We start from the raw sequence: 19,000 nt of genomic DNA on the forward strand, positions 1-19,000 counted from the left end.
GGGTGGTGCGCAGCGAGCCTGCGGCAACCGCGGTGCGCGCCGACGCTGCCTTCCCGGTGACGTCGACCATATGAGCCGCGCCCTGATCGTCGATATGCGAGAGCGGACCTGTGGAAGGCGTCGCCGAGTCAGCCACGTATCTCATTCTGACAGCCGCTAACTGAGATCCCAGATCTGCACCTGAGCGCCAGCCGGTATCTCGGTGACGTCTGCAGGAATGTCCAGTAGGCAGTTGGTCGACGCCAGCCACCGCAGATGGTGTGACCCCTGCGGCCCATGGCTCACCGCGGTGCCGGCGGCGGCGTCGAATATCCCGCGGCGAAACTGGCGTTTACCGGCCGGTGCGGTCAACGTCTCGGTCAGCACAGCGGATCGGAGTGGCCTTTCCGGAGCCGACAGCCCCATGGCTGATCGCAACGCCGGGCGGATGAACACCTCGAAGGACACCAGTGCGCTGACCGGATTGCCGGGCAGGGTGACGATTGGCGTGTCGGCCACCCGGCCGGCGCCCTGCGGCATACCCGGCTGCATCGCCACCTTGACGAACTCCACCCCCTGATCACCGGCGCGACCGAATGCGTCCTTGACCACCTCGTAGGCGCCCGCGCTGACGCCGCCGCTGCTGACGATCAGATCCGAGTCGACGGCGTGTCGGTCCAGCACCGCCGCGAACTGAGCGACGTCATCACCGACCGTCACGACGGCGACCACCTGTGCACCCGCGTCTCGGACGGCCGCGGCCAGCATGACCGCGTTGGACTCATAGATCTGCCCCGGCCGCAGCGGCGTACCCGGCAACACCAACTCTGATCCAGTGGAAATCACCAGCACTCGCTGACGCGGAATCACCGGCAGCTCGTGCAGCCCCAGCGCCGCGGCCAGGCCAACCACCGCCGGTGTGACCACCTGCCCGGCTCTTAACGCCGTGGTGCCAGTGGCGACGTCCTCGCCGGCGCGGCGGATGTGGCGTCCCTCGGCGCTGGGGACGTTGATCGTCACGACATCGATCCGCCCGTCAGTAGCCTCAACGGGCACTATCGCGGTCGCCCCGGCCGGGACCGGCGCACCGGTCATGATGCGATGCGCCGTCCCCGGCTCAAGCGTGGGGATGTCGATCCGACCGGCCGCAATATCCTCGGCCACAGGCAGTTTCACCGGATGCTCGGTCGTCGCCGAGGCCACCTCGTTGGCGCGCACCGCGTAACCGTCCATTGCGGAGTTGTCGAAAACCGGCAGCGACACCGTCGCGGTCACATCGTCAACCAGCACCAGACCCTCGGTGTCGGGCAGCTCGGCGGTGATGGCCGGCCGGGCAGTAATGAGCCCGGCGACGATGCGCTGATGCTCCTCGACTGACCGCATGGAAGTTATCGCTGACGACCTCACTCCACTCCGATGATCACTGCTGACGCCTTGATGAACACCGTTGCGGGCTGGCCCTCCTTCAGGCCCAAATTGAGCACGGCGTCCTTGGTCACCGATGATGTGACGACATGGTCGCCACCGTCGAGCCGAACCTTAACGATTGCCATGACAGTGCCGATGTCGACTTCGACGATGGTCCCCTTGAATTGATTTCGAGTTGATAGGCGCAATTGCATGCCTCCGAATCGTCCGTGGCCCCTGAAGAGTGTAGGCCCGGTGCGCCGATTTCCCCCGCGCCATCACCGGCCGCTACCACTCACCAGCACGGCCGACCGAGCGGGTCGGGCGGCAACGAGAGCGCTTTGCCACGCCAGAAATCAGCGCGGATTTAGCATTGGTCTCGAATCAGAATAATCTAGAAGGTGTTGTTGCATAGCGGACCGATATAAAGCCCAATATCTAATTAAAAACGTATTACGTATTCGATACGCACTTTGTCAAAAATGCACAACGCTTACTAAACAACGACAACCTTCCACTCGACTAGAGCCAAACGGGCTATGTTTGGAGTTCATGAACATGAGTCGGCTGTACGGGACGTCCGTCGTCCTGGCAACGGCGTTTTTAGTGGCGCGTTCCGTCGGTACGACACGATCAAAGCGGTCGATCCGGCCGTCCGCTTCGACGACATCGGGGCGCTGCGTGAGCAATTGCGCCCCCGCTTCCGACGTGCTGCACCGCGCGGCGGGCCAATTCACCGAGAACGATTACCAGCAATGACGGTGGTGGTGCGTGCCGCGCTAACCGATCAACCGATCCTGCTGGCCGAGCACGAGGAACTGGTGAGCCATCAGGCAGCGGGGGCCGTCGTGGGGTTCGTCGGCATGATTCGCGACCATGACGGCGGACGACAGGTGGTGAAACTTGAATATTGCGCGCACCCGTCGGCTGCTGAGGTCATCGTCGATGTGGTGGCCCAGGTCGCCGCCCAGTCCCACGGGGTGCGGGCTGTTGCAGCCAGCCACCGGATCGGCGTACTGCAGATCGGCGAGGCCGCCTTGGTCGCCGCGGTCGCCGCCGACCATCGCCAGGCGGCATTCGACACCTGCGCAGAGCTGGTGGACGCCATCAAAGCGCGGTTACCGGTGTGGAAGCAACAATTCTTCGCCGACGGAACCGACGAGTGGGTGGGCTCGGCTTAGTTCCGGCGCGGTGACAGTTCGGGGCCGTCGACCGCTGCATCGGTGAGCGCGGGCGGCCAAGCTCCCGCGGCCACGTTCTCCACACGGTTATCCTCCGGCAAACGGGGGCAGTATGTCGATGGTGTTGCCCGCCCGCAGCGGCTGGGCCCGGTCCCGCACGGCCATACCGTCACAGAGAAAGGAGCACCGAAACAGCATGCGGGCCAGTTCCTGACTGCGGCCCCCCAGCCCCTCGACAACCTCACCAACCGTGGCGCCGGGACGCACGGTCAGCTCCTCGGAATCGGACCCCGCGGCGGCGCGCGCGGCTGCGAAATACCGCACGGTGATGTGGACCGGGCTGCCGGTCTCAGCCCTCACCTCAGCCGCCGATTGCACTCATTGGCCGTGCCGGCTGGACGAAGTCGGGGTCGTTGATGCCGTGGCCCGCCGGCTTGCCCCACATGGCAGCACGCCAGGTCGCTTCAATCGCGGCGTCGTCGGCTCCGCCGCGCAGCAGCCCGCGCAGGTCGGTCTCCTCGGTGGCGAACAGGCAACTGCGGACGTGCCCGTCGGCGGTCAACCGGGTGCGGTCACAGGTCGAGCAGAAGGGTTGCGACACCGAGGCGATCACGCCGACCTTTCCGTTGCGGCCCGTCGTGCGATCAGTAATCCGCCACAACTCGGCCGGCGCAGAACCCCGCGGCGTCGGATCGGCTTCCAGGACGTAGTGACGCCTTAGCTGCGCCAGCACTTGGTTCGCGGTCACCGTAGCCTCACGGCGCCATTCGTGTCCGGCATCGAGCGGCATCTGCTCGATGATCCGCAACTGGTAGTCGTGGGCAAGACAGAAGCGCACCAGCGCCACCGCATCGTCGAGGCCGGTCAGCGGGTCCAGCACGGCATTCACCTTCACCGGTCGCAGACCCGCCGCGTGCGCGGCGGCCAGGCCGGCCAGCACGTCGGCCAACCGGTCACGGCGGGTGATCGCCGCGAAGTGCAGGTGATCCACGCTGTCCAGCGACACGTTCACCCGGTTCAGGCCAGCCTGGGCCAACGCCTCCGCACGCTCTGCCAACAAAACTCCGTTGGTGCTCAGCGCCAGCTCCGGACGCGGCCGGAGTGCGGCTGTCGCGGCGATAATTTCGTCAAGGTGCTTGGCCAGCAACGGTTCTCCACCGGTGAACCTCACCTTGGTTATGCTCAACCTGGCCACGCCTATTCGCACCAGCCTGATGATTTCGTCGGGTTGCAGCAGCTGCTCGGCGGCCGACCACGGCAGACCCCCGGCGGGCATGCAGTAGGTGCATCGCAGATTGCAGCGGTCGGTCAAGGACACCCGCAAATCGGTCGCGAGCCGCCCGTAGCTGTCAACCAATGGTCCGGTGGGCGGGGGCTGTGTTGCCCGGCCTTCGAGCCGACGAGGCATCAAAGGCACACCGAGCGTCGTGATCATGGCACCATCCGAATCTGGTCGCGAGCAACATTTTTATTATCCATGTCACCGGGCTCCACGGTTATCACTCAGTGAGGAGTCGGATGTCATCATAGGAGAGTGCGGTTACCGCAGTCGACAGGTCCGCGGCCACGCAACGTCGGGATCCTTTTTAGGCGACGACCAGAGACACCGCCGAATCAGGCCCAGCTCATGTGACGGAGTAGCGTACCGGCAGGTGTTTGATCCCGCCGACGAATGTCGTGGCGACGAATTGCGGATCGCCAGCCAGCTCAATCGATTTCAACCGTGGCAGCAGTTCGGTGAAGAAGCTGTTGACCTCCATGCGGGCCAGCGCGGCGCCCAGACAGAAGTGCACGCCGTAGCCGAAGGCCAGGTGTTTGTTGGGGTCGCGGGCGACGTCGAAGCGGAACGGGTCGTCGAAGACGTCCTCGTCGCGGTTGGCCGATACATATGACAGCAGCACCGACTCGCCGGCTGCGATCGGCACGCCGCGCACGGTCGTGTCTTCGCCGGCGGTCCGCATGAATTCCTTGACTGGGGTGACCCAGCGGATCATCTCCTCGGTGGCTAGCGGCATCAGGTTGAGGTTTTCCCGCAGGCGCTCGCGTTGGTCGGGGTTCTCGATGAGAGCGTGCAGCCCGCCGGAGATGGTCGCGCTGGTGGTGTCGTGGCCGGCGGTGGCGACGATGAGGTAGTAGGAAACCGTGTCGATGTCGGACAGCGGTTGGCCGTCGATGCGGGCGTTGGCGATCGCCGACGCGAGATCCTCGGTCGGATGTTCGCGCCGCGACGCCGTCACCGAATTGAAGTATTCGAACATGTCAAGCAGAGCGGGCAGCTGGTCCTCATAGGTGGTGCCGCGCTTGAACTCGGCGTCGTCGCTGCCGAAGAGTTCTTGGGTCAGTTTGAGCATGCGCGGGAAGTCGGCTTCCGGCAGGCCTAACAGCGACATGATGACGTAGAGCGGGTAGTTCACCGCTATCTCTTGCGCGAAGTCGCATTCGGGGCCTGCGGCCATCATCTTGTGGACGTAGGTCTTGGCCAGTTCGTCGACGCGAACCTTCAGTGCCCGCATCGCCTTGGGGCGAAACCAGTCTGCGCCGATCGCGCGCACCACCCGGTGTTGTGGGTCGTCCATGTGGATCAAAGTTCGCACGCCCGCAGCGTTGTGCGTCTCGTCGCCATCAGCGGTGATCAGAATCGGGCGCGGCCAGTTGGTGAAAAGCATATTGTCGCGTTCGATATCCATGATGTCGGCGTGTTTGGTGATCGCCCAGAACGGCCGGTAGTTCGGCACGTCGACCCGGGAAACCGGGGCGTGGGTACGGAGATGAGCCAGCGCCGCATGGAGTTTCGGTTCGTCGGTGTAGGCCATCGGGTCGGCCAACATCTTCGCGGCATCGTCGATTGTCGTGGTACTGATGGGGACTCCTCACTAACGCGTTCGTTGGCCACGCACCTCTCAATGCGCCGCGGTTACAGTGATCTCGGGGATCGCCTCGAGCTCGGCCCGGCTGCCACTGGCGAGTACCTTGCGCCCTGGTCGACCACCAGCTCCGCGGTACGACGGCCGATGCCCGATGCGCCCCCGGTCATGACCGCGACCTTGCCGTCGAAGTTCTGTGCCATCAGTCTCCCTCGGCCTCGGTGCGGATCATTGTTCGCGCATGAGTCTAGAGTGATATCTAGATCCATGTCCATAGGGGGCCCGGCAGGCCCAGGCGGCATTGTCCGCAGCCGTTACAAACCGTCTGTAGGTCAACGGACCTTGCTATTGCGGTGAACTGACACCGCAGCCTGGCCGGCTGCTCATCATGTGTGGGATGTCAGCTCCACGCATGGGACTGGACGTCGATATATAGTTACCTCTAGACTGACCTCTAATCGGCCTCAGTGCCGCATGACTTGAGGGCATCAAGAGGAGCTGGTGTGGACTTGCAGGAGACGGCGGAGCAGACCGCCCTGCGCAAAGAGCTCAGCGCCTATGTGGCCACCTTGATGTCGGACGAGGAGCGTCGCCAACTGGCCGTTGAGCAGGTTGGCGGCCCCCGCTTTCGGGAGCTCACCAAACGCATGGGCGACGACGGCTGGCTTGGAGTCGGCTGGCCCGTGGAAGTCGGAGGCCAGGGACACTCAATTCAGGACCAGTACGTGTTCTTCGACGAGCTGATGCGCACGGGCCTGCCGTTCCCCTTCGTCACGATCAACACCGTGGGACCCACGTTGATGGTTGCCGGAACACCGGACCAGAAGGCGAAGTATCTGTGCGGGATGCTCTCTGGTGAAACCGTTTTCGCGATCGGCTACACCGAGTCCGAAGCGGGTACCGATCTTGCGAGCCTGCGCACCCGGGCGATGCCCGACGGCAGCGACTGGATCATCAACGGGGCGAAAGTCTTTACCACCGGAGCCAACACCGCCGACTACATATGGCTAGCCTGCCGCACCGACCCAACAGCGCCGAAACACCGCGGCGTGTCGATCTTCATCGTTCCCACGAGCAGCCCCGGATTCTCGTGGACGCCGATAAACCTGGTCGGCGGCAACATCACGACCGCAACCAGCTACCACGACGTGCGAGTGCCGGCGGACAGTTTGGTCGGCGAGCTCAACGGCGGGTGGCAATTGATCACCACCCAGCTCAATCACGAGCGAATCGGATTGGCCGCCAACGGTGGCCGTGTGATTGCGCTGTGGGAACAGGTGCTGGCCTGGGCCCGACGTACCGGGTTGATAGACCTTCCATGGGTGCAGCAGGAGATGGCGCGAGCGCTGGTACTGCTGGAGGCCATGCGTCTCATCAACTGGAAGATGACCTGGGCCGTTGCCCAAGGTGAACTCAAGGGCGCCGAGGCCGCCGCCGCCAAGGTGTTCGGCACCGAAACCCATGTCGAGGTGCAACTCCTCCTGCTTGCCGTGCTCGGGGCCGCGGGACGAATCCGTAGTGGCACCGAAGCTCACGCCCTTGCCGGTGAAGTCGAGCACACCACGCGCCAGGGAATCGTCAACACCTTCGGCGGCGGTGTCAACGAGGTCTTGCGTGACATGGTGGCCACCGCCGGGCTCGGCATGCCCCGACCGCAACGAGGCCGATGATGCCGACGCCGGATGGGGCAGTGTATGCCCAGCTATGAGATCGACGGAGTGATACCGGTCGTGGCTGCGGGTGCGTTCGTGCACCCGTCTGCGGTTCTGATCGGTGACGTCGTGGTGGAAGCCGATTGCTACATCGGACCGACGGCCAGCATACGAGGCGACTTCGGCCCGATCGTCGTCCGCGCGGGGTCCAACGTCCAGGACAGCTGTGTGCTGCATTCGTTTCCCGATCGAGAACTGTTGTTGGAGGAGGAATCCCACATCGGACATGGTGCGGTGCTGCATGGTTGCGTGATCGGATCGGGAGCGATGGTCGGGATGAACGCAGTAGTGATGGACGGCGCAAGGGTGGGGGCCCGGGCGCTCGTCGGGGCAGCCAGCTTGGTGCGGGCGGAGATGACGATCCCCGCCGAGCACCTCGCGGTCGGCAACCCCGTAACCGTGACCCGGCCGCTGGACGAGCGAACTCTGCGGTGGAAGGCCAACGGTGTGAAGGTCTATCGGGAGCTGGCGAAGAGATCGCTGGCCTCCATGCGAGAGACCACACCGCTTGTTGAAATCCCTATCAACCGCCCTCGACTGAGCACCGGCAGCGACGTGTCGGCCCCCCTGCACGAATTGCGCCGGAGCGACAACCCGCGGGAGTCACGATGATCCGTACGGCATTGCACGATCTCGTTGGGGTGCAAGCACCCGTGGTGTGCACGGGGATGGGGTTCGTGTCCGATCCATCCTTGGCGGCCGCGGTATGCAACGCCGGTGCGCTCGGGATCGTCGCCGCGGCGATGATGACGCTGCCCGAGCTGGAAGGCGCTGTGGCACAGATGAACCAGATGACGCAGCAACCTTACGGGGTGAACTTGCGCTCCGACGCGCCGGACCTGAAGGACCGCGCCCGGGTGCTGATCGACGGCGGGGTCAAGGTGGCATCATTTGCACTCGCGCCGGACCCCGCGGTGATGGGCCGCCTCAAAGAAGCCGGGCTCGTGTGCATCCCGTCGGTCGGTGCGCGCAAGCACGCCGAGAAGGTTGCGGGTTGGGGCGCCGATGCGGTCATCGCTCAGGGCGCCGAGGCGGGCGGGCACACCGGCAACGTGCCGACCTCCCTGCTGGTGCCCCAGATCATCGATTCTGTTGACATCCCGGTGATCGCCGCCGGTGGCTTCTCCGACGGCAGGGGACTGATCGCCGCGTTGGCGTACGGCGCCGCCGGAATCGCGATGGGGACTCGGTTCCTGCTGACCCGCGAGTCTCCCGTGCCGATGTCGATGAAGCAGCGCTACCTGCGTACCCAGATCACCGAAACCGTCGTCACCAGCAGTATCGACGGGCATCCGCACCGGGTGATCCGCACGGAGCTAATCGCCGATCTCGAGCGGCACGGACTGGTCCGTGAGTTCGCTGGTGCGATGCGAAATGCGCGTCAGTTTCAACGCCTTTCGGGCCGTCGTTGGGCCTCGATCCTGCGGCAGAGCTGGACCCTGAAACGTCAGCACGATTACAGCCTGCGCCAGCTGGTGATGGCCGCGAACGCACCAATGCTGTGTAGGGCAGCGATGGTCGATGGCCGCGAGGACATCGGTGTGCTCAGCTCGGGGCAGGTCGTTGGGGTAATCGACGACATCCCCTCCTGCCAAGAGCTGATCGCGCGCATCATGGCTGAGGCCGATCGGGTGCTCGGTGCGCTCGTGGAGCCGGCCGCATGAACACGCTAGCCGCCCAGCTTTCCGGCCCCGCGGGTTCGCGCTTACTGGAGGGCAAGGTCGTGGTGATCACCGCGGCCGCGGGAACCGGGATCGGCGGTGCCTGTGCCCGCCGCTGCGTGGCAGAGGGTGCCCGAGTGTTCATCAGCGACATCCACAAAGGGCGTCTCGAGCACACCGCCGAAGACCTCGGCGTCGCCTCGATGGTGTGCGACGTGACCTCTTCAGGTGCCATCGACGAGCTGCTCGATGCTGCCGAAGAGGCCTACGGTCCGGTCGACGTCGTAGTGAACAACGCTGGTTTGGGCGGCGATGCCAGGATCACCGATCTCACTGACAGCGACTGGGATCGTGTCCTCGACGTCACGTTGACCAGCGCCTTCCGCGGGACTCGGGCGGCGCTTCGGCGGATGGTCCCGCGGGGCCGTGGCAGTGTTGTCAACCTCGCCTCCATCACGGGATGGCGCGCCGAGCCGGGCCAGTCCCACTACGCGGCGGCCAAGGCCGGTGTCATGGCATTGACACGTTGCGCAGGCATCGAGGTCGCCGCAGCGGGTGTGCGGGTCAACGCGGTCGCTCCCACCGTTGCCATGCATCCCTACCTGGACAAGGTCAGCTCCAAGGAGGTGATCGCCGAGTGGGTGCGTCACCAGCCCCAGGGGCGGGCCGCCGAACCCGGTGAGGTCGCCAATGTCGTTGCGTTTCTTGCCAGTGACTACGCCAGTTATCTCACTGGAGAGGTGATTTCGGTGGGAGGGCAGCATCCATGACCGAGACGGGAACGCTCAACACCGCGGCGCGGCGGCTTCTCGATGGCGCCAACATCGCTCACCTGTCGACGGTGCAGCCAGACGGAGCACCCAAGGCCGAACCGGTATGGGTACTGCGAGACGGCGATCTCATTCTCATCACCACCGATGACAAGTCGTTGAAAGCCCGCAACATCGCCGCGGATCCGCGCGTCGCACTGTCCATCGTGGATTACCACAATCCTTACGAACAGCTCCTGGTGCGCGGCCGCGTCGTGGAAACGCGCGGCGATCCCGAGCTTGCTGTCCTAGATGCGATGGCGCGGAAGTACCTGGGAATCGACTTCCCACGCCGCAAGTGGGCACAACGGCTCGTCTTCGTCATCGAAGGCGAAACCATCCGCCCGCACAGCTCGCCCCTGACCGACCCCCGCACCAATCAACACGAGGAGAAAAGACCATGACCATCCACCTAGACGTTCAAACCGACGGTGTCGCCGTCGTGACGATGGACAACCCCCCGGTGAACGCCATCAGTGTCGAAGACACATGGAGATTGCGCGATATCTTCGACGGCTTCTCGCGTGACAGCGACGTGCGCGTCGCCATCCTCACGGCCGAGGGCCGCGGTTTCAACGCCGGCATCGATATCAAGCAGATGCAGTCGTCGGGCACCTTCGATTTCCTCATCGGCTCGGGAAACGCGTGCTTCGCCGCGTTCTCCGCGATCTACCGCACTCCGGTTCCTGTCATCGCCGCCGTCAACGGGTACGCACTCGGACTCGGGGTTGGCCTGGTGGGCAGTTGCGACATCCTGATCGCCTCCACCAAAGCGCGATTCGGACTGCCCGAAGTGGACAACGGGGCGCTCGGATGCGCCTCGCACCTGGCGAAGTTGGTACCGCCGATGATGCTGCGCAGGATGGTGTTCACCTGTGAGTCTGTGTCGGCCGCTCAACTACACGAATGGGGAACGGTTTACCGGCTCACCGAACCAGAAGTGTTGTTGGACAACGCGCTCGAAGTGGCCCGCGCGATCTTGAAGAAGCCGGAACAGGTAATCCGGCAGGCCAAGACGGCTCTCAACGAGATCGACTTCTATGACATGGAGCGCAACTACCGCATCGAGCAGGGCCACACCTACGAGCTGAATATTCGCGGCGACGGGGCCAAACAGCGCGATGCGTTCGTGCGCGGCGACCGGATCATCACCCGGTGATGAATGGGCTCACCGACAAGGTCGCGATAGTCACCGGCGCCGCGAGGGGCATCGGAGCGGCCGTCGCCGAACGGTTCGTCCTCGAGGGAGCGCGGGTGGCGCTACTCGACAAGCGTGCGGATTTGTGCACCGCAGTTGCCGATCGCCTCAACAGCGTTCGATCCGACACTGCCCTCGCCCTGACACTCGACATCACCGATGAGACAGCATGGTTGCGCACTGTCGAGGAGATCGCGGGGCGCTGGGGCGGGGTCGACGTCCTCGTCAACAATGCCGGGATCATGCGGGTACAACCAATCGCCGAATGCGACGGCGACACGTTCCGCAAGGTGATCGAGACCAACCTTGTCGGCGCGTACCTGGGAATACGCGCGGTCATGTCATCGATGCAGACACGCGGCGGCGGGTCGATCATCAACTTCTCGTCGGCGCAGGGGTTCGAGGGACGGTTCGGAATGCCGGCTTACACGGCATCGAAATTTGGCATTCGGGGGCTGTCGAAGACAGCTGCAATCGAACTGGGGCCGCTGGGAATTCGGGTGAACACGGTGGCGCCGGGCCCGACCGTTACCGAGATGACACGCCGCGAGGGGTGGACGCAGGCCGATTATGACCGCGCCTACGCGTTGTATCCGCTGGGCCGCATGGCGGCGCCCACCGAGATCGCTTCCGTCTGTGCGTTTCTCGCGTCTGATGAGGCGTCATTCGTCACCGGTGCCGATCTTGTGGCCGATGGTGGCGTGACAGCGGGCAAGCCGAGGGACCGATGACCAGCAGAGCCGCCGGTGAGGGCTATCTGGACGGTCGTGTCGCCATCGTTACGGGCGGGGGACGCGGGCTGGGCGCCGCGCTGGCGCGGGGGCTGGCCGCCGCAGGCGCACAGGTGGTATTGGCCGGACGACAACTGGCCCGATGTCAGGAGGTGGTCGAGAAGATCCAGGGCGAGGGCGGGCAGGCGTCGGCGATCGCCGCCGATATCTCCGTCACCGCTGACCGCTGCCGGCTGATCAGCCACACTGTAGACACATTCGGCGGCATCGACGTGCTGGTGAACAACGCCGCAATCCTTAAGCCGCATCTGGTACTGAAAGTCACCGAAGACGAGCTTGACGAGATCTGGGCGGTCAACCTCAAAGGGCCGGTGTTGTTGGCCCAGGCTGCCCATCCCCACTTGCGGGCGGGCGGAGGCGCGATCGTCAACGTGGCCGCCGCGGGTGCGTTTCAGCCGATGGCGGGAATCGGGGCCTACTCCGCAGCAAAAGCGGCGTTGGTCAACTGGACCTCCACGATGGCCAAAGAATGGGCGCCAGACCGCATTCGGGTCAACAATCTCGTGCCAGGACCGGTGGCCACCGACATGATCCTGCCGCGCGACGCGGAACGGCGGGTGGAATTCGAGTCGCAGATGAGCGCACAGACCCTCGTCGGCAGACTGGCCGCACCTGAAGACTTGGCGGCGGCGGTGGTCTTTTTATGCAGTGATCAGTCGGCGTTCATGACGGGCCGTTCCCTATTCATGGATGGGGGATTGCTCGCATGACAGAACACATTTCGCGCGCGCATGTGCAGATCACCGACGACATGCCAGCCGACCTCGCGACCTTCATCGGTCGGGCGTTGCGGTCGAACATCATCAGCCAGGACTGCGTCAACGTTCCGATGATCCGTCACTGGGTCGAAGCCATGGGTGATGGCAACCCGGTCTATGTGGACCGACGTACCGCGCAAACCACTGGTCGCAGCGACATCGTGGCACCGGCAACCATGCTGCAAGCGTGGACGATGGCCGGCTACCGTGCCACGCTCAGCCCGGCCGCCGACAGGCCAGAGGTGGCCGGTGCAAACGTCCTAGGGCAATGCCTGGCTGCCCACGGGTACACCGCCGTCGTGGCCACGAACTCGGAGTTCGAGTTTTTTCGGGAAGTCAATCCGGGCGATCGCATCACACTTGACGAGGTGGTTGAAGACATTTCGGCAGAACGCACGACCCGCCTCGGTGCCGGCAGGTTCGTTACCTCGCTGAAGATCTACCGCGACCAACACGGCCACGTGGTCGCCCAACAACGTTGGCGCACACTGCGCTACAACCCAGCCATCAAAACGCATTCCCTGGAGGACTGATGGATTTCACTGAAGACGAAGTAGTCACCGATGTGCGTCAACTCGCCAGTGACGTATTCAAACGGCGGGTGAGCGAGGACCGACTCCGCCTGATTGAGGCGTCCAGCCCAGGTCACGACGAGACATTGTGGGACGGGTTGGCACGTTCCGGTCTCCTCGGGATCGGTATCGGCGGAGCGCATGGGGGTGGCGGCCTGGACTGGTCAGCGTGTTGCGCGGTGCTCGAGGAGCAGGCCAGGTTCGTCGCTCCGGTTCCGCTGTGGCCGCATTACGTTGGCGTGCAGGCTTTGTCATCGGCAAACAGCACCGAGCACAGCGTGCAGATGTTGCGTGATCTCGCTGCGGGGACAGCCCGGGTCACGGTCGCCCTCGAAGAGTATTCGACGTCTCCGGCGGCAACCGATCCCGCCACACCGACATGCATGGCGTCACCGTTCTCGGAAGACACCTGGCTCTTGGAGGGGCAGAAAGCCGCTGTACCGGCGATCTCGGTTGCTCGGCACGTCCTCGTGTCGGCGACCGCGCCCGCCGGCGTCGGGCTGTTCCTGGTCGATCGCAACGGCGCCGGTGTCCGCAGCGACGCGGTGCCGGTGACAGACCACGGTTCGGCCGGCGACCTGACCCTAAACGGCGCCATCGGCCTTGCCGTCGGCGCCCCAGGCGATGGTCTGCTGGCCACTGTGCTTGCCCACGCCCGGGTCGCCCTCGCAGCCTTGCAGTTAGGTGTGACGGATAGTGTGATCGCCCGCACGGCAACCTATTTGAGTTCTCGGGTTCAGTTTGACCGCCCCCTTGGGACGTTTCAGGCCGCCCAACATCAGATGGCTGATTGCTATATCGGGGCTGAGGCGATGCGAACCACTCTCTGGCAGGCGATCGACTGTCTGGACAAGGGCGGCTCTGGCCGGTCAACCGAGTTGGCGGTCCGGGTGGCGAAGTGGTGGGCCGACAATGCCGGGCTTGCAGCGGTGTTCGCGGCCGTGCATCTACATGGCGGTCTCGGCGTCGACGTGGACTATCCGCTGCACCGGTATTTCCTGTGGGGCAAGCAGCTCGCTGTCACGCTCGGCGGCCGCGGCGCCGGTCTTGCTCAGCTCGGGGCGCTGCTCGCCTCCGAACACCTGCCGAGCGAACTGGAGGGCGTGCGATGAAGGCTGACCAGTACCCGTCGCGGGCCATCGATTCGGTGACGATCGGGGACGTAGTGCCGGAGCTGGTCATCCCCATCACCCGAACCATGATCATCGCGACGGCCATTGCCAGTCGAGACTACGAGGACGTGCACCACGACCCCGACTGTGCCAGGGAGAAGGGCTCAGCGGACATCTTCATGAACATTCTGACGAGCAACGGACTGGTAGAACGCTACGTCCGCGGTTGGTCGGGGCCTGCGGCGCAACTGACGGCATTGAAGATCCGGCTAGGGGCACCGAACTACCCAGGAGACACAATGCTCCTAAGCGCAAATATCACCGCGGTCGACTTGCGCACCGGCAGGGTGCTGCTGGACGTCATCGGGTCGAACTCACTAGGCACCCATCTAGCCGGCACCGCCGAACTGCAACTCGGCCCAGGGCCACGAGTTTGAGCCGGGTCGCGCATCGATCGCTCATCAACTTCTTCCCGCACGCCTCGGCGTCTTGGGCGACACGGACGGGGCCGGCAGCAATCGGTCGATCGCCTCGTCGAGGACCGCCGTAATCTCCGAGATCGAACGTCCGGCCGCCACACTGACAATTCCACCCTGAATCATGCAACTGAAAATGCGGGCTGCAGCCTCCAGATCCTTCTTCGTGTAGCCGGCAGTGGCGCCCCCCGTTAGCGCCTTGCTGATCCATGCGGCCTGGTGGGGACCCAGGACGATCGCATTGTCGCCCTCGAAGGCAGGCCCATTGGTGACATAGGCGCGATATAGCGCGCGGTAGAGCAGTGGACGCTCCGCGACGGCTTTCATGATCCGGCCAACTTCCCAACGTAGCCGTTTGGCGGGGGTATCGCCCGTATTCTGATGGCGTTCAACGTCTTCTGTCGACCGTTGGCCGAGGCTGAGCAGCGCCTCGACCAGTAGCTGATCCTTCGTTCCGATGTATTGATACGCCTTGGCCGTTGACATGCCCGCGAGTCTGGCCACCTCCGGCATCGACACCGCGTCATAGCCGCCCTCGGTCGCCAGCTCGATGGCCGTATCGACCAAAGCTTGCCGGGTGGCTTGCTGATTCGACGTCAGCAGCATCTGCACCACTCTCGGTGCTGGGTCAGACGTAGGCATAACGCCAGTCTATAACGCCATCCAAAGTCTCTCTATACACAACGCGATGCGGGGCGCCACGAGTCGCCGTCACAATTGAGGCTGTTGTCTAGGGCGCGTTGTGATGTAGTGTTGGAGACATGTCTAGAGACATATACAGCGCGTTGGCGACATTGCCGGAGCTGCCCCAGACCAAGCACAGTTCAGGAGCAACGACATGTCGTTAGCCACCGCGCCCGTGGTCTCCGGCGGCCAAGGTGAACGTGGTCACTTGGAGGAGTTTCGGACCGATCCGATCGCATTGATGCAACGCGTCCGCGACGAATGCGGCGACTTCGGCATCTTTCATCTAGCGAACAAGAAAGTCGTACTGCTGTCGGGTGCTGAAGCGAACGAGTTCTTCTTCCGGGCGTCCGATGAGGATATGGACCCGGCTGAGGCCTACCCGTTCATGACGCCGATCTTCGGCGAGGGCGTTAGCTATGACATCAGCCCCGAGCGGCGCAAGGAGATGCTGCACAACAATGCGCTGCGCGGTGAGCACATGAAGGGCCATGCCGCCACCATTGAGAACGAGGTGCGCCGGATGATCGCCGACTGGGGGGATCACGGCGAGATCGATCTGCTTGAATTCTTCGCCGAATTGACGATCTACACATCGTCCGCCTGCCTGATCGGCACCAAGTTTCGTGAACAGCTCGATTCGCGATTCGCCCATCTGTACCACGAACTCGAACGGGGAACCGACCCGCTGTGTTACGTCGACCCCTACCTGCCCATCGAGAGCTTTCGTCGCCGCGATGAGGCCCGGATACAGCTGGTCGAATTGGTCGGTGGGTTGATGGCAGGTCGCCTGGCCAGTCCTCCGGCGTCCAAAGAAGATCGCGACATGCTCGACGTGCTGGTGGCCTTGAAAGACGAACACGGCGAACCGCGCTTCAGTGCCAGCGAGATCACGGGCATGTTCATCTCATTGATGTTCGCGGGCCACCACACCAGTTCGGGAACGTCATCGTGGACGCTCATTGAGTTGCTCCGGCATCCGGACGTGTACGCAGGAGTGATCGCCGAACTCGACGATCTCTACGCCGATGGCCAGTCGGTCAGTTTTCATGCACTGCGCCAGATTCCGCTATTGGAGAATTCACTCAAGGAAGTGCTGCGACTACATCCGCCGCTGATCATCCTGATGCGCTGCGCCACCGGTGAGTTCGAGGTTGTCGGGCACACCATCCATCGTGGTGACATGGTGGCGGTGTCGCCGGCGATTTCCAATCGGGCGCCGGAAGACTTTCCGGAGCCGGACAGATTCATCCCGCAGCGATATGTGGAGCCACGCCAGGAGGACCTGGTAAATCGCTGGACCTGGATTCCTTTCGGCGCTGGCCGGCACCGCTGCGTGGGCGCGGCGTTTGCGACCATGCAGATCAAGGCCATCTTCTCGGTTCTATTGCGCGCCTATGAATTCGAGATGGCGCAGCCGGCCGACACCTACCGCAACGATCATTCGAAGATGGTGGTGCAGCTGGAGCGTCCGGCGAAGGTGCGCTATCGCCGTCGCCAGGGGCCGCGAACGTAGAACACCGAACTCACCGAATACACATCCGACGAAACACGAGGAGACCAAGCGATGCCCGCGTTCCCGCGCGAAGAAATTGAAGACGTGATGAAGAACTGGATCGACGCCAACAAGGAGGCCGAGCGCATCGGCGACTGGAGGATTCTGGCCTCGTTCTACACCGACGATGCGACCTACGGATGGAATGTCGGGCCGAAGGAGGATGTCATGTGCGTCGGCATCGACGAGATCCGCGACATCGCCATGGGCAAGGAGATGGAGGGCCTCGAAGGGTGGAAGTACCCGTACGAGCGCGTCTTGATTGACGACAGAATCGGCGAGATCGTGGGATTTTGGAAGCATCTCTCCTGCGACGTCGACGGCCACGAGGAGCTGATTCATGGCATCGGTGGCAGCTGGTTCCGCTACGCGGGAAACGGCAAATTCGACTGGCAGCGCGACTTCTTCGACTTTGGCCACATCGCAGCGCGTTACAAGAAGCTGATCAAGGCGGGCAAATTGTCCGACGCGATGCTCAAGCGCCTCGAGCATGCGGTGTCCGGCGAGAAGCCGCAGTGCTGGTACCCGATCGGCCAGACGCCGGTTCCCCTGTGGTAGCGAAGCCACCTTCGCAGGCTGTCCGCACTCACCGAAGACTCGGTTAGTTCTTCTTCGTCATTTGTCTGAAAGGGGTCTTACGGTGATTTCGGCCACCGCGGAGGTGCCCTCCACCATCGAGGAACTGGACGCCAAGTGGCTGACACGGGTGCTGGGCGCCACCATAACGGGCGTTCGTGCGGAGCAGATCGCGGTGGACAGCGGCTTCTCCTCGTTGCTGTACCGACTGCATCTGACCGGTGATGCGAGCGTGCCGGGAAGCGTCATCGCGAAGCTGCCGGCCCAATCCGAGGCGCGCGGCGCCATGGAGATGATGGGCGGCTATGCACGCGAGTTAGCGTTCTACCGATACGTTGCCGGTCGCGCACCGTTGGGCACGCCGCGCGTGTACGCCGCGAGGATGGCGGCAGATTCCACGGATTTCGTTCTGGTACTCGAGGATCTGAAGGACTGGGATAACGCGGACCATCTGGCTGGGCTGTCGCTGCAGCAGGTCCGGCTGTGTATCGCGCAGCTCGCCGGGTTGCACGCGTGGTCGATGGACCCGGCCAACTCGGCTGCGCTGCAAGCGTTCCCGAGCCTGGACACACAGATGACCAGGGAAGTGTTGCCGGCGGTGTTCGCCCAGGGGTGGCAGGTGTACCGCGAACATGCGGGGGCACCGGTGACGCCGGTAGTCGCACGCTATGCCGAACGTTTCACCGACCACGCCGCGATCGCCCTGCAGGCGTTGACCGAGCGCTCGATGCTGGTGCACGGCGACATCAGGGCAGACAATTTGTTCTTTTCCCGCGACCAACTCAAGGTGGTCGACTTCCAGCTCGCCGCCAGGGGCGTTGGCGCTTCCGATGTGGCCTATCTGGTCAGCCAGGGTCTGCCAACCTCGCTGCGTGCGGGTCGCGACGAACAACTGGTCCGTGGGTACCTCGAGTCGCTCGCCGAGTGCGGGGTCGACGATTACTCCTTCGACGACGCTTGGCGCCACTACCGATTCGCCGTCGCCTACCTGATCTGCCTCCCCGTGACCGCCTTGATCACCTGGGAGTCGTTGCCGGAGCGATCCCGCCTGCTGTGCCTGAAACTCACCGAGCGCGCAGTGGCGGCCATTGACGAGGTCGATGCGCTGGCGGTGTTCGAGTGACCCGCACCGCCCGTGAAGTCGTGGAGCTGTACAACTTGGTCGTCTGGAACGAGCGGGACTTCGCGCTCGCCGAGGAGTTGATGGGCGACACGGTGATCCGCCACGAGGTGGGCGAGGCGCTCACGTTGACGCATCGCCAGGCCGTGCAACGAATCGTTGACCACTGGGCGATGTTCGACAAGGTGTGTTTCGACCTGAACCTCGTGGTGGCCGGCGACGACGGCGAACATGTCGCGATCGTTTACGGGTCGTCGATGGAGCTCAAGGACGGCGCCAGGATCGATATCGGCAGCTTGGAGATCTTCCGAGTTGTCGATGGCCGGATCACCGAGGTCTGGAATTGCGGCCACAAGCAAGGGGTTTGGCAGTGACAGAACGCGTGCTCGACGAACTCGGTTATTACCTGCTGGCCGGTGCAGGTGGCGAGGGCCCGGCGACGTTGATCGACGAGGCCCGGCGCGGCGAGGAGCTCGGCTTCGGTAGCGCGTTCATTTCCGAGCGCTGGAACGTCAAGGAGGCCTCCTCACTGGTCGGCGCCGCAT

23 protein-coding genes and 2 pseudogenes are annotated in these 19,000 nt (G+C 63.8%); 17 read left to right on the top strand and 8 right to left on the bottom strand.

All coding sequences use genetic code 11. From position 1 onward, the window contains the following. The 3 genes and pseudogenes from WAN02_RS06025 to WAN02_RS06035 all read right to left on the bottom strand — a co-directional run. A pseudogene (locus WAN02_RS06025) lies at positions 1-145 on the bottom strand (cyclic pyranopterin monophosphate synthase MoaC); the annotation flags it as partial. Positions 146-156: 11 nt separating this feature from the next. After that, positions 157-1,362: a gephyrin-like molybdotransferase Glp gene (gene glp / locus WAN02_RS06030; RefSeq protein ID WP_422263257.1), complete on the bottom strand. Its 1,206-nt coding sequence runs from the start codon at positions 1,360-1,362 to the stop codon at positions 157-159. Positions 1,363-1,382: 20 nt separating this feature from the next. After that, a complete protein-coding gene (locus WAN02_RS06035) occupies positions 1,383-1,595 on the bottom strand; it encodes a TOBE domain-containing protein (RefSeq protein ID WP_422263276.1) in 213 nt (70 codons plus the stop codon). Between the two features lie 546 nt (positions 1,596-2,141). On the opposite strand from WAN02_RS06035, the gene WAN02_RS06040 reads away from it, so the two are divergent. Beyond that, positions 2,142-2,567: a molybdenum cofactor biosynthesis protein MoaE gene (locus WAN02_RS06040; RefSeq protein WP_422263258.1), complete on the top strand. Its 426-nt coding sequence runs from the start codon at positions 2,142-2,144 to the stop codon at positions 2,565-2,567. 87 nt (positions 2,568-2,654) lie between these two features. Here WAN02_RS06040 and WAN02_RS06045 read toward each other — a convergent pair whose 3' ends face one another. From WAN02_RS06045 to WAN02_RS06060, 4 genes are all read right to left on the bottom strand, one after another. Then, positions 2,655-2,927, bottom strand: a complete 273-nt coding sequence (locus WAN02_RS06045) for a MoaD/ThiS family protein (RefSeq protein WP_422263259.1) — start codon at positions 2,925-2,927, stop codon at positions 2,655-2,657. Between the two features lies 1 nt (position 2,928). After that, positions 2,929-4,002 (bottom strand): GTP 3',8-cyclase MoaA, encoded by a 1,074-nt coding sequence (moaA, locus tag WAN02_RS06050; RefSeq protein WP_422263260.1) that lies wholly within the window; start codon positions 4,000-4,002, stop codon positions 2,929-2,931. Between the two features lie 190 nt (positions 4,003-4,192). After that, entirely contained in the window at positions 4,193-5,413 is a 1,221-nt protein-coding gene (locus WAN02_RS06055; protein ID WP_422263277.1) for a cytochrome P450, read from the bottom strand. Between the two features lie 68 nt (positions 5,414-5,481). After that, positions 5,482-5,634 carry a hypothetical protein gene (locus tag WAN02_RS06060; protein WP_422263261.1) on the bottom strand — a complete coding sequence of 51 codons (153 nt, stop codon included), beginning with the start codon at positions 5,632-5,634 and terminating at the stop codon, positions 5,482-5,484. Positions 5,635-5,934: 300 nt separating this feature from the next. Between WAN02_RS06060 and WAN02_RS06065 the strand changes: the two genes are divergently transcribed. The 11 genes from WAN02_RS06065 to WAN02_RS06115 are packed head-to-tail and all read left to right on the top strand — an operon-like array spanning position 5,935 to position 14,481. Then, entirely contained in the window at positions 5,935-7,101 is a 1,167-nt protein-coding gene (locus WAN02_RS06065) for an acyl-CoA dehydrogenase family protein (RefSeq protein WP_422263262.1), read from the top strand. Positions 7,102-7,125: 24 nt separating this feature from the next. Further along, a complete protein-coding gene (locus tag WAN02_RS06070; protein ID WP_422263263.1) occupies positions 7,126-7,755 on the top strand; it encodes a gamma carbonic anhydrase family protein in 630 nt (209 codons plus the stop codon). Next, positions 7,752-8,807, top strand: coding sequence for an NAD(P)H-dependent flavin oxidoreductase (locus tag WAN02_RS06075; RefSeq protein ID WP_422263264.1), 1,056 nt, complete (start codon positions 7,752-7,754; stop codon positions 8,805-8,807). The genes WAN02_RS06070 and WAN02_RS06075 overlap by 4 nt, the downstream gene beginning before the upstream one ends. Continuing rightward, complete coding sequence (locus WAN02_RS06080) at positions 8,804-9,574, top strand: SDR family oxidoreductase (RefSeq protein WP_422263265.1); 771 nt, start codon at positions 8,804-8,806, stop codon at positions 9,572-9,574. Before WAN02_RS06075 ends, WAN02_RS06080 begins: the two co-directional genes overlap by 4 nt. Beyond that, positions 9,571-10,017, top strand: coding sequence for a PPOX class F420-dependent oxidoreductase (locus WAN02_RS06085; RefSeq protein ID WP_422263266.1), 447 nt, complete (start codon positions 9,571-9,573; stop codon positions 10,015-10,017). The genes WAN02_RS06080 and WAN02_RS06085 overlap by 4 nt, the downstream gene beginning before the upstream one ends. Continuing rightward, positions 10,014-10,772, top strand: a complete 759-nt coding sequence (locus WAN02_RS06090) for an enoyl-CoA hydratase family protein (protein WP_422263267.1) — start codon at positions 10,014-10,016, stop codon at positions 10,770-10,772. The genes WAN02_RS06085 and WAN02_RS06090 overlap by 4 nt, the downstream gene beginning before the upstream one ends. Then, positions 10,772-11,542, top strand: coding sequence for an SDR family NAD(P)-dependent oxidoreductase (locus WAN02_RS06095; protein WP_422263278.1), 771 nt, complete (start codon positions 10,772-10,774; stop codon positions 11,540-11,542). Before WAN02_RS06090 ends, WAN02_RS06095 begins: the two co-directional genes overlap by 1 nt. Then, complete coding sequence (locus tag WAN02_RS06100) at positions 11,539-12,312, top strand: SDR family NAD(P)-dependent oxidoreductase (RefSeq protein WP_422263268.1); 774 nt, start codon at positions 11,539-11,541, stop codon at positions 12,310-12,312. Before WAN02_RS06095 ends, WAN02_RS06100 begins: the two co-directional genes overlap by 4 nt. Continuing rightward, positions 12,309-12,893, top strand: coding sequence for an FAS1-like dehydratase domain-containing protein (locus tag WAN02_RS06105; RefSeq protein ID WP_422263269.1), 585 nt, complete (start codon positions 12,309-12,311; stop codon positions 12,891-12,893). The genes WAN02_RS06100 and WAN02_RS06105 overlap by 4 nt, the downstream gene beginning before the upstream one ends. Next, positions 12,893-14,044 (top strand): acyl-CoA dehydrogenase family protein, encoded by a 1,152-nt coding sequence (locus WAN02_RS06110; RefSeq protein WP_422263270.1) that lies wholly within the window; start codon positions 12,893-12,895, stop codon positions 14,042-14,044. Before WAN02_RS06105 ends, WAN02_RS06110 begins: the two co-directional genes overlap by 1 nt. Beyond that, positions 14,041-14,481, top strand: a complete 441-nt coding sequence (locus WAN02_RS06115; RefSeq protein WP_422263271.1) for a MaoC family dehydratase — start codon at positions 14,041-14,043, stop codon at positions 14,479-14,481. Before WAN02_RS06110 ends, WAN02_RS06115 begins: the two co-directional genes overlap by 4 nt. Positions 14,482-14,505: 24 nt before the next feature. Here WAN02_RS06115 and WAN02_RS06120 read toward each other — a convergent pair whose 3' ends face one another. Further along, on the bottom strand, positions 14,506-15,126 hold the full coding sequence (locus WAN02_RS06120) for a TetR/AcrR family transcriptional regulator (protein WP_422263272.1): 621 nt from the start codon (positions 15,124-15,126) through the stop codon (positions 14,506-14,508). A 232-nt stretch (positions 15,127-15,358) separates the two neighbouring features. Here WAN02_RS06120 and WAN02_RS06125 point away from each other — a divergent pair, with 232 nt between their 5' ends. The 5 genes and pseudogenes from WAN02_RS06125 to WAN02_RS06145 all read left to right on the top strand — a co-directional run. After that, positions 15,359-16,720, top strand: a complete 1,362-nt coding sequence (locus WAN02_RS06125; protein WP_422263273.1) for a cytochrome P450 — start codon at positions 15,359-15,361, stop codon at positions 16,718-16,720. Positions 16,721-16,771: 51 nt separating this feature from the next. Next, the gene (locus WAN02_RS06130) at positions 16,772-17,317 is read left to right on the top strand and encodes a nuclear transport factor 2 family protein (protein ID WP_422263274.1); all 546 of its coding nucleotides are present in this window, start codon (positions 16,772-16,774) and stop codon (positions 17,315-17,317) included. Between the two features lie 85 nt (positions 17,318-17,402). Continuing rightward, positions 17,403-18,458 carry a phosphotransferase gene (locus WAN02_RS06135; protein ID WP_422263279.1) on the top strand — a complete coding sequence of 352 codons (1,056 nt, stop codon included), beginning with the start codon at positions 17,403-17,405 and terminating at the stop codon, positions 18,456-18,458. Then, complete coding sequence (locus WAN02_RS06140) at positions 18,455-18,829, top strand: nuclear transport factor 2 family protein (RefSeq protein ID WP_422263275.1); 375 nt, start codon at positions 18,455-18,457, stop codon at positions 18,827-18,829. Before WAN02_RS06135 ends, WAN02_RS06140 begins: the two co-directional genes overlap by 4 nt. Next, positions 18,826-19,000 (top strand): annotated as a pseudogene (locus WAN02_RS06145) (TIGR03857 family LLM class F420-dependent oxidoreductase); the annotation flags it as partial. The gene WAN02_RS06140 and the pseudogene WAN02_RS06145, both read left to right, overlap by 4 nt.

Source organism: Mycobacterium sp. (genome assembly GCF_049281135.1).
Taxonomy (GTDB): domain Bacteria; phylum Actinomycetota; class Actinomycetes; order Mycobacteriales; family Mycobacteriaceae; genus Mycobacterium.

Bases quoted from the DNA above. Each gene is read 5' to 3' on its own strand.
- glp (WP_422263257.1), bottom strand. From the start codon at position 1,362: ATGCGGTCAGTCGAGGAGCATCAGCGCATCGTCGCCGGGCTCATTACT.
- WAN02_RS06040 (WP_422263258.1), top strand. From the start codon at position 2,142: ATGACGGTGGTGGTGCGTGCCGCGCTAACCGATCAACCGATCCTGCTG.
- moaA (WP_422263260.1), bottom strand. From the start codon at position 4,002: ATGATCACGACGCTCGGTGTGCCTTTGATGCCTCGTCGGCTCGAAGGC.
- WAN02_RS06060 (WP_422263261.1), bottom strand. From the start codon at position 5,634: ATGGCACAGAACTTCGACGGCAAGGTCGCGGTCATGACCGGGGGCGCA.
- WAN02_RS06070 (WP_422263263.1), top strand. From the start codon at position 7,126: ATGCCCAGCTATGAGATCGACGGAGTGATACCGGTCGTGGCTGCGGGT.
- WAN02_RS06075 (WP_422263264.1), top strand. From the start codon at position 7,752: ATGATCCGTACGGCATTGCACGATCTCGTTGGGGTGCAAGCACCCGTG.
- WAN02_RS06080 (WP_422263265.1), top strand. From the start codon at position 8,804: ATGAACACGCTAGCCGCCCAGCTTTCCGGCCCCGCGGGTTCGCGCTTA.
- WAN02_RS06085 (WP_422263266.1), top strand. From the start codon at position 9,571: ATGACCGAGACGGGAACGCTCAACACCGCGGCGCGGCGGCTTCTCGAT.
- WAN02_RS06090 (WP_422263267.1), top strand. From the start codon at position 10,014: ATGACCATCCACCTAGACGTTCAAACCGACGGTGTCGCCGTCGTGACG.
- WAN02_RS06095 (WP_422263278.1), top strand. From the start codon at position 10,772: ATGAATGGGCTCACCGACAAGGTCGCGATAGTCACCGGCGCCGCGAGG.
- WAN02_RS06100 (WP_422263268.1), top strand. From the start codon at position 11,539: ATGACCAGCAGAGCCGCCGGTGAGGGCTATCTGGACGGTCGTGTCGCC.
- WAN02_RS06105 (WP_422263269.1), top strand. From the start codon at position 12,309: ATGACAGAACACATTTCGCGCGCGCATGTGCAGATCACCGACGACATG.
- WAN02_RS06110 (WP_422263270.1), top strand. From the start codon at position 12,893: ATGGATTTCACTGAAGACGAAGTAGTCACCGATGTGCGTCAACTCGCC.
- WAN02_RS06115 (WP_422263271.1), top strand. From the start codon at position 14,041: ATGAAGGCTGACCAGTACCCGTCGCGGGCCATCGATTCGGTGACGATC.
- WAN02_RS06120 (WP_422263272.1), bottom strand. From the start codon at position 15,126: ATGCTGCTGACGTCGAATCAGCAAGCCACCCGGCAAGCTTTGGTCGAT.
- WAN02_RS06125 (WP_422263273.1), top strand. From the start codon at position 15,359: ATGTCGTTAGCCACCGCGCCCGTGGTCTCCGGCGGCCAAGGTGAACGT.
- WAN02_RS06130 (WP_422263274.1), top strand. From the start codon at position 16,772: ATGCCCGCGTTCCCGCGCGAAGAAATTGAAGACGTGATGAAGAACTGG.